The sequence below is a fragment of the Streptosporangium sp. NPDC006013 genome (assembly GCF_040614275.1).
In the GTDB taxonomy this organism is placed as follows: domain Bacteria; phylum Actinomycetota; class Actinomycetes; order Streptosporangiales; family Streptosporangiaceae; genus Streptosporangium.
Map to the genome: position 1 here is coordinate 1 of NZ_JBEXUE010000416.1, position 8,784 is coordinate 8,784.

An 8,784-nucleotide genomic window follows, 5' to 3' on the forward strand; every position below is an offset into this window, starting at 1 on the left:
AGGCCAGGCAGGCCTCCACGAGATGGCGGAGGAACAGCGGGTTGCCTCGCGTGACGCGCCACAGCCGGTTAGCCGGGAAGGTCCCGGCGGTCGGAGATGCTGTCGAGCCAGGCGCGGTGCAGGCCGGCGTAGCGGCCCGCCCGGCCGGCGAGCTCGCCCGGCGGGCCGTCCTCGACGATCCTGCCGCCGTCCATCACCAGCACCCGGTCGGCGATCTCGACGGTCGACAGGCGGTGCGCGATGATCAGGGCGGTCCGGTCCGCCAGGATCGTCTGCATCGCCCGCTGCACCAGCCGCTCGCCGGCGACGTCCAGACTGGACGTCGCCTCGTCGAGGATCAGCACCGCGGGGTCGGCCAGAAACGCCCTGGCGAACGCCACAAGCTGCCGCTGCCCGGCCGACAGCCGGCCGCCCTGCTTGCCGACCTGGGTGTCGTACCCCTCGGGAAGCGCCGAGACGAACGCGTCGGCGCCGATCGACCGGGCCGCGGCCACCACGTCGGTCATGCTCGCGCCCGGCCGGCCGAACCTGATGTTGTCCGCCACCGAACCGCTGAACAGGAAGTTCTCCTGTGTCACCAGGACGACCGCGGCGTGCCGCGACTCCTCGCCGAGGTCGCGCAGGTCGATCCCGTCCAGCAGCACCCGCCCCGCCACCGGGTCGTAGAACCTGGCGACCAGTTTCGCCAGCGTGGTCTTGCCCGCCCCGGTGGTGCCGACCAGGGCCACGGTCTGCCCGGCGGGGACCACCAGGTCCAGCCGGGGCAGTACCGGGGTGCCGTCCAGGTAGGAGAACTCCACGTGCTGGAACTCGACCCGGCCGCGAGGGCGCTCCAGGATCACCGGGTCGCCGGGTTCGGCCACCGAGGGGCGCTCCTGCAGCACGCCGGAGAGCTTCTCCAGCGCCGCCCCCGCCGACTGGAACGTGTTATAGAACTGCGAGATCTCCTGCATGGGCTCGTAGAACTGGCGCAGGTAGAGCAGGAACGCGGCCAGCACGCCCACCGTGACCCCGCCCTGGATCGCCAGCATGCCACCGTAGAGCAGGACCGCCGCGACCGTCACGTTCCCGATCAGCTTGACGCCCGGAGAGAAGACCGCGATCAGCTGTGAGCCCCGCAGGTTGGCGGCCCGGTAGTCGGCGTTCAGCTGGGCGAAGATCGTCTGGTTGCGAGGTTCCCTGCGGAACGCCTGGACCGCGCGCATGCCGGCCATCGACTCCACGAAATGGACGATCACCAGGGCCACGGCCTCCCGGGTCCTGCGGTAGACGATGCTCGACTGCCGCCGGAACCAGTTGGTGAACAGCGCCAGGACCGGCAGCGGCAGCAGCGCGACCACGCCGAGGTGGACGTCCAGGACGAGCAGCAGGACCGCCGTGCCGACCAGCGTCAGCACGGCGGTGACGAGATCGTCGAAGCCCGACTGGAGCATCTCGGAGATGGCGTCGATGTCGGAGGTGAGGCGGGAGACGACCCGGCCCGAGGTGTAGTCGTCGTGAAACGACAGCGACAGCCTCTGGAAGTGGCGGAAGACCCGTCGCCGCAGCTCCAGCAGGATGCTCTGGCCGATGCGTCCGGCCATCCTGAGGAACACCTGCCGGGTCACCAGCTGGATGACCGCCGCGGCCAGGATCGCCGAGACGACGGTCACCAGCGTCCCCGGCCCCGCGCCCGCGACCATCGGCGGGATGCCCGCGTCGATGCCCACCTTGACCAGGTAGGGGATGGCGAGCGAGGCGACGTTGCAGGTCACGATGATCGCGACAAGCAGGGCGATCTTCCTGCGGTACGGGCGCAGCAGCTCACCCAGCAGCCGCCTGGACCTGCTGCGCAGCAGGAACGACACCTGTTCCGACAACTCGTCCTGGTTCTCGGCGGCGACCCCGCGCCACTCCCGGGAGCCGTTCCCGGTCTCTGCCGGGATCTTCGCGGAGGTCTCCGCGGGGGGAGTCGTGCCGCTCACAGCCGCGCCTCCTCTGCGTCGGGGTCGGCGGACAGCAGCGCGCGGTATTCGGGCACGCTCGCCATGAGCTCGTGGTGCCGGCCGACGTGCGCGATCGTGCCGTCCAGCAGCAGGGCCACCCGGTCGGCGAGCAGCACCGTGGAGGCCCGGTGGGCGACGACTATGCCGGTCGCCTCGCGCAGTACGTGCCGCAGCGCCTGCTCGACCAAGGCCTCGGTCTCGACGTCCAGGGCCGACAGGGTGTCGTCCAGCACGAGGATCCTGGGACGGCTGAGAACCGCCCTGGCCAGTGCGAGCCGCTGGCGCTGGCCGCCGGACAGGGACATGCCCTGCTCGCCGATCCTGGTCTCCAGGCCCCACGGCAGCTCGTACGCGAATCCGGCCTGGGCGATCCGCAGCGCGGCAGCGACCTCCTCCTCGGTCGCGTCGTGCCGCCCCAGCGTGAGGTTCTCCCTGACGCTCATCGAGAACAGCGTCGGCTCCTCGAAGGCGGTGGCGACCAGCGAGCGCAGCTCGGGCAGCGGCAGGTCGCGGACGTCGACGCCGTCGATCGTGATCCGGCCCGTGCTCACGTCGTACAGTCGCGGTACCAGGGAGGTCAGGGTGGTCTTGCCCGACCCCGTCGCGCCCACGACCGCCACCGTCTCCCCCGGTCGCACCTCCAGCCAGACATCGTGAAGCACTGGCTCGGCGGCGCCGGGGAAGCGGAACCCCGTGCCCTCGAAACGCAGGTGTCCGCGGGGCCGCTCGATCACGCGGGTGCCCCCGACGATCTCCGGTTCGGTGTCGAGCACCTCCATCACCCGGTCCGCCGCGGTCATCGCCTCCTGGCCCGTGGTCAGAATGAAGCCGAGCGCCGAGATGGGCCAGACCAGTTGCAGCATCAGGGTGGCGAAGGCCACCAGCGTGCCCAGCGTCAGGGTGCCGGAGCCGACCGCCAGGGCGCCGAGCAGCAGCACGAGCGCGAGGGTGATGTTCGGGATCACCTCAAGAAAGGTGAAGAACCTCGCGGACAGGCGGACCTTCTCCATCGAGGTCCCGTAGACCTTCACCGCTCCCTCCTCGAAGATCCCCGAGACATGCCGGCCGCGGCCGAACGCCTTGATCGTCCGGATGCCGGCCGCCGACTCCTCGACGACGGTGGCGAGGTCGCCCTGCTCGTCCTGGACCCGGCGGGAGATGAGGATGTACCTGCGCTCGAAGTGCAGCGAGGTGAGCACGATCGGCACCGCAGAGACGACGACCAGCAGCCCGAGCGGCCAGTACATACGGAGCAGCAGCCCGGTCACCGTCACGATCTGGACGGTGACCAGGACGAGGAAGAGCAGGCCGAAGCCGAGAAAACGCCGGATGGCCGACAGGTCGGTCGTCGCCCGGGACAGCAGCTGGCCCGACTGCCAGGAGGCGTGAAAACCCATCGGCAGCCGCTGCAGGTGGCTGTAGAAATCGTCGCGGATGCTGGTCTCCAGGCCCAGGACCGCGTCGGCCAGCAGCCACCGCCGCAGGAAGACGAGCAGCGCCTCGGTCATGCCCAGCCCCAGGGCGAGCAGTGCGAGGGGGAGCAGTGCCTCGCTGTCACCCCGGGCGACGGGGCCGTCGATGATCTCTCTGCCGATCAGCGGGATGGTGATGCCGATCCCGACCGCGGCGAAGGCCGGCACCCAGACGACGACCAGGCGGGTGGCGTAGGGGCGCAGATAGGACTTCAACCGCCACAGGGAGCGGGCCCCGCGGAGGCGGGGGAGAGGTGGGGACTGTCGGGTTCGGGACTCTGTTTCCGTGTCCGAGATTTCTGTGTCCGAAGTATCAGGAGGCATCAACAGGCGGCACGCTCCTCACGGTGCTCACGCCAGGTGATCGCCGCTCGAGGGCATGGCGAACCGGAGGCCCATCCCCGCTCAACCGTTCTCCCGCACCACCGTTCCAGGTGGACGCCCCGTCGGATCACCCTCACCCGCACGGCGCGGGCGACCATTCAGTTTCCGTGCCCGAGTACGGGGTCGGCAATTGATGCGACGGCTCCCATCCTGTAACCGCCGGGTCAGTGAGGCCGATGACCTCGTGCACTTCCCCCGGAGCGCGGCCCGGATCCTGCGGGAGGGCACGAACCGGTCCCCGGCCCGAACCTCGCCGGGGACCGTCGCGGTGTCTCCGTCTCCGCGGAAGGCGAGACTCAGGCCGCGTCGCGCTTGGTCAGCCGGACCTCCAGGGTGATCCCGTCGGTGTGGACGTCGCAGGTCCTGAAGGCGCTCTCGGCCGCGAGGCGCTCGAACCCGGCTCTTGAGTAGGCGCGGCGCCGGAGCGCCGTCAGTGTCATCTTCGTCATGAGGGAGTTCGGCCCGCTGAGCCCCATGCCCCTGACCTCCCGGTCGATGTCGGCACGGCAGGCGTCTCCGTTCATGTCCTGGATCACCGCCGTCCCACCGGCGCGCAGGACGCGGTGCATCTGGTCCAGGGTGCCGACGGGCCGCCCGAAGTTCTTGAAGGCGGCCTGGCAGACGACCAGCTCGAAGGAGCCGGCGTCGAAGGGCAGGTCGGCCGCGTCGCCCCGCAGGAAGTCGACGTGGACGCCCGTCCGGTGGGCTCTCTCGGTCGCGATCTCGACGAACGTGTGGCTCATGTCCAGCCCGGTCACCGCGAACCCGAGCCGTGCCATCTCGACGGCGAGATATCCCGGGCCCGGGGCGACCTCCAGCACGGTGGCTCCGTCCGGCAGGCCGCCGGTGAGCTGCGCGGCCTGCCGCCTGACCGCCGCGATCTGGGGTGCCGAGCCACGCTGGCGGGCGTACCACCGCGCCATCGCCCCCTCCATCTGCGGGGCCTGGGACTGCCTGTGATGTGTCTTCTCCATGATTCCTCCGGTTTCGGATGTTGCGTGTCCGAACCGGCCCTGGGAGGAGCCCGGCTATTCTTGCGGTTGCCACCTCGTGGCCGGGTTCCGTTCCGCGGGTTTCGGTTCGAGGTCGACGACCCGGCGGCGGTGTTCCCGCACCCCGCCGGGTCCGTTCTCTCCGATCAGTCGGTGACGGTGCCCCTCTCCGCGAGCTCCTCGATCTCGGGCGGCATCCAGCCCGTCTCGTGCCAGGTCCGCCACATCGCGAGGTCCGGGAACGAGCCGGTGGTGAGTTCGTCGAGCAGCGACCGGGTCCAGTTCATCTCCGCCTCGCGGATGGCCAGGTCGTACTCGGACTCGACGAGGAACAACCGCGGGACCTCGGGGCTGCATCCGGCCAGGGTCTTCCGCTGGTCCGCGACCTCCTGCTCCAGCAGGGCGAGTCGCCGCTGGAGCAGGCCCGTCACCTCGTCCGGCGGGATGACTCCCCAGACCGAGAGGCCGGCCTCGAACCTCGGCTGCTCCCGCTCGGGCACCGCGATCAGCTCGCGGACCCAGTCGACGAGCTCCTCGCGCCCGGCATCGGTGATGCGGTAGATCGTGCGCTCGGGGTGCGCGCCGTCCCTGACGCTCTCGACCACCGCGAGGAACCCGTGTTTCTCAAGGTTTCGCACCACGGTGTAGAGCGATCCCCATTTGATCCTCATGTCCCGGTCCTTGCCGCGCTCGCGCAGCACGGAGGCCATCTCGTAGGGATGCATCGGCTTGGCGTAGACCGCCGAGAGCACGGCGAGGGCGAGCATGTTGCCCACCTTGCGGCGCTTGGCCATACCACCGCCCTCCCTTCATACTCGCCTACGAGTATACGCAGGCGAGTATACGTTCCGCCATGACCGCGCCCGAGTGAGACGACCGGTATCCGCGGGGCCAGATCCTGGTAAGGGAAACCCGGCCCGCGAGGGCGATGATCCTCTGACTTTCAGCCGGGAGCCGAGAAAACGGTCACCCGTACCCCGTGGGAAAGACGGCGGGAAAGGGGCGGCGGCATGACCTGGCGACATTGATCCTGAATCGGAGGCCGGTCCGCCGCGCTGCCGCGGACCGTGATGGGCCCGGCCTGGCTCAGTGACCCGTGAACCGGGGCAGGCCGAGTTCGGCGAAGACCGGGCGGTGGTCGGTGTCCGGCAGGGGGTGGACGCCGAAGCTGTTGACCGCCATGCGCGAGTCGGCGAGCACATGGTCGATCGTCACACCGGGCAGGGGCTCCCAGCCCTGCTGCGGCCAGGTGGGGATCAGGCCGTTCCCGGTGACGTCGGCCGCGTCGCGGTAGCCGCTGCCGAGCAGGTCGCGTACCAGCCCGTGGTCGAGGGTGGCGTTGAAGTCGCCGGCCAGTACCCGCAGCTGCCCGCCCGCCCTGGGCAGTGCCCGCAGCCCCTCGTCCCAGCACCAGACCTTGTAGTCGTACCTGGGCGCGCAGGGGTGGACCGAGACGACCTCGATCTCGTGGCCGCTCGGATGCCTGATCACTCCCCGTGCCTGCCGGAACCTGCCCAGCGCGATCAGAGGTTTCTCGGTGATGGGATGCCTGGAGTAGATGCCGGAGCCGTGTACCCCGTCGACCGCGCGATCCACCACATGGGGCATGCGCTTGCGCAGGCCGGCCGCCTCCAGACGCTCGAGTGCGGCGGGGGTGAGCTCCTGGAGGGCCAGCACGTCCGGATCGAGGGAGCGCACGAGATCCATCAGGGCGTCGGTGTCTCCCGCGCCGACGGCCAGGTTCGCGGCGAGCACCCGGAGCCGCTCGTCCGAGGCGGGCTGGTCGCCGTCGGCGAAGTAACGGGGGAGCACGGCCGTCGCCAGCACCGCGCTGGTGACCAGGGCGAGGGCCGCGGCCGCCCAGCGGCGCAGCCCCAGGGCCAGGAGCAGCGGGATCACCGAGGCCACCGCCGCGTACGGGGTGAAGGCCACCAGGGGGACCCACTGCCACAGCGGGGTCCACCCACCGGTCCTGAGCACCGCCCACACCGCGAACGGCAGCACCATCGGCCAGACCAGCAGCAGGCCCACCCATCTCGATCTGATCATGAACCGGGAGCGTAACGGTCTTCTGTGCAGATTCGGTGGAGATCGGAGGCTTTATCCGCGCAGATGCGAGAGGCCAGACCGGCGGTGCCCCACGAGGTTGCAAAGAAACCGAATGGGGCGAGCCGCACGTGACCGAGGCCGAGGCGGCGCTGGACGGCTGCGACGCCGTGCTGGCCTCGGGCATGACGCTGGGCAACGGGACCTTCGACTCACTGCTGCGCCACGCGCGTGGCACCGGCAAGCCCCTGATGCTTTGGAAGATCCTGGCCTACGTGATCAGGGGCGCCGCGGAGAACGACGGCCTGGGGCATCGGGCGAAGGGCCGCCACCATGCCCACGCGTACCGGGAACCGCGGCCGCTCACCGGTCCTGGGCGCGCACGAACGCGCGAACTCGAGGAGAAGCTCGGCTTCCTGAAAGCGGCGGCTGTACGCCACGCGCGAAAGACAGGTTCGTCTGAGGTAGGTGAACCGGTTGGAAACGGTGCCGGGGGAAGGCGGGAGCCCGTCGAGCGCGATCCGCGGTGGCTGCTCGCCCTTCCTCGCGACCGGTACAACGACCGATCATGTCCGAGGACTCGGCCGACCCCATTCTGTTGGGATTTCTCAGAGGATGGGGTCAGGCGTATCCCGGCTACGTCAACCGGAGGGGGCGAGTTCGGAGTGGTCACCGGCGCGACGCAGGCCGGGGCACACGGGACGGTCGGCGATCGACCGGTCTTACAGCAGGTCCCACGTCACCGGCTGCGCCATCGCCTCGGGGTACTTCTTCTCCACATAACGCAGGTACTCCTGGATGTGCGCTTCCATCGCGGCCATGGACGAGTCACCGTCATGAGCGTTGAGCGCCTCGAAGATGCGTGTGTGCGCTTTGAGTACGGCGGAACGGCGGTGCAGAGGATAGTTCACCCCCAGTGCGGTGCCGTCGATTATGCCCAGCAGCGCGTCGATGAGAAAACCGAAGAGCGCGTTGCCCGACGACCACGCGATGATGTCGTGGAACGCCTTGTTGGTGTCGAGAAACATCTCGCGATCATTGAGATTCTCCCGCATCCCGTCGACCGACTCGGCCAAACGTTGCAACTGCTCGCCCGTCATCCGCTCGGCCGCGAGTCGGGTCATCATCGGTTCGAGACCTACTCGCGCCTCGACCACGGAACGGAACGGCGCATTCTCGAACTGCAGCAGTAGCACGAGGGCGGTGGCGAGGTTGGACGCATCGGGCTTTTCCAGCGTGGGGCCGCCCCCCGGCCCCGGCTTGAGGGAGATGACCCCCTGCAACTCCAAGAAACGCAACGACTCACGTAGCGTGCCCCGGCCCACCTGGTAATCCTCCAGCATGAGCCGTTCGGACGGTAGTCGGTCACCAACGGAGTATCCGTTGCGCCGTACGTCGTCGATGATCCGTCGGGCGATCAGCACCGCGGTCTTCTGCGGGCGTGTCCTTGAACTGTTGTTCATCGCGTCTCCGGAGAGCTAATCGAAGATGAAATGGTGCACCCACATCTGATGCTAATTATCGTATGCATCAATCTCGCCACACGATATCGATCAGGAAGTGATCAAGGATAGTACTGGCTTCCTGCCCCTTGGCATGTGATTCCCGGTGACCGCCGCGCCCCTTCACGGACGCTCCGCGACCAGCGCACCGTATCGACGTATTCCTGTCGGTACGCGAACGGGCCTTGTCCGCCGTCCGCTCGGCGAGGCGAGCCGGTTGCTCAGAGCCGCTCCCGGCCGCCTCCGGTGCGGGCCCAATGACGGTGATCACCGATTCCCAGCTTGACGGCTTTGACCTCTATCCCACACGATCGCCCCTGCGGGAGTTCCATGAGAAAGGGCCGGGATGACCAAACCCGCCCATTATAAATGAAAAAAAAGTTATGGCGCCCCCCGCCGAAAA

At 68.9% G+C, this 8,784-nt stretch carries 6 protein-coding genes; all 6 read right to left on the bottom strand.

Annotation, left to right across the window (positions count from 1 at the left end; all coding sequences use genetic code 11):
• Window positions 1–68: 68 nt before the first annotated feature.
• Window positions 69–1,964 carry an ABC transporter ATP-binding protein gene (locus ABZ260_RS39780; protein WP_355627909.1) on the bottom strand — a complete coding sequence of 632 codons (1,896 nt, stop codon included), beginning with the start codon at window positions 1,962–1,964 and terminating at the stop codon, window positions 69–71.
• Window positions 1,961–3,673 carry an ABC transporter ATP-binding protein gene (locus ABZ260_RS39785; protein ID WP_355627912.1) on the bottom strand — a complete coding sequence of 571 codons (1,713 nt, stop codon included), beginning with the start codon at window positions 3,671–3,673 and terminating at the stop codon, window positions 1,961–1,963. The genes ABZ260_RS39780 and ABZ260_RS39785 overlap by 4 nt, the downstream gene beginning before the upstream one ends.
• A gap of 464 nt (window positions 3,674–4,137) precedes the next feature.
• Entirely contained in the window at window positions 4,138–4,815 is a 678-nt protein-coding gene (locus ABZ260_RS39790) for a class I SAM-dependent methyltransferase (protein WP_355627915.1), read from the bottom strand.
• 164 nt (window positions 4,816–4,979) lie between these two features.
• Window positions 4,980–5,627, bottom strand: coding sequence for a PadR family transcriptional regulator (locus ABZ260_RS39795; RefSeq protein ID WP_355627918.1), 648 nt, complete (start codon window positions 5,625–5,627; stop codon window positions 4,980–4,982).
• A gap of 292 nt (window positions 5,628–5,919) precedes the next feature.
• The gene (locus ABZ260_RS39800; protein ID WP_355627921.1) at window positions 5,920–6,882 is read right to left on the bottom strand and encodes an endonuclease/exonuclease/phosphatase family protein; all 963 of its coding nucleotides are present in this window, start codon (window positions 6,880–6,882) and stop codon (window positions 5,920–5,922) included.
• Window positions 6,883–7,601: 719 nt separating this feature from the next.
• Window positions 7,602–8,342, bottom strand: a complete 741-nt coding sequence (locus ABZ260_RS39805) for an FCD domain-containing protein (protein WP_355627924.1) — start codon at window positions 8,340–8,342, stop codon at window positions 7,602–7,604.
• Window positions 8,343–8,784: the final 442 nt, after the last annotated feature.

Bases quoted from the DNA above. Each gene is read 5' to 3' on its own strand.
- ABZ260_RS39790 (WP_355627915.1), bottom strand. From the start codon at position 4,815: ATGGAGAAGACACATCACAGGCAGTCCCAGGCCCCGCAGATGGAGGGG.
- ABZ260_RS39795 (WP_355627918.1), bottom strand. From the start codon at position 5,627: ATGGCCAAGCGCCGCAAGGTGGGCAACATGCTCGCCCTCGCCGTGCTC.
- ABZ260_RS39805 (WP_355627924.1), bottom strand. From the start codon at position 8,342: ATGAACAACAGTTCAAGGACACGCCCGCAGAAGACCGCGGTGCTGATC.
- ABZ260_RS39800 (WP_355627921.1), bottom strand. From the start codon at position 6,882: ATGATCAGATCGAGATGGGTGGGCCTGCTGCTGGTCTGGCCGATGGTG.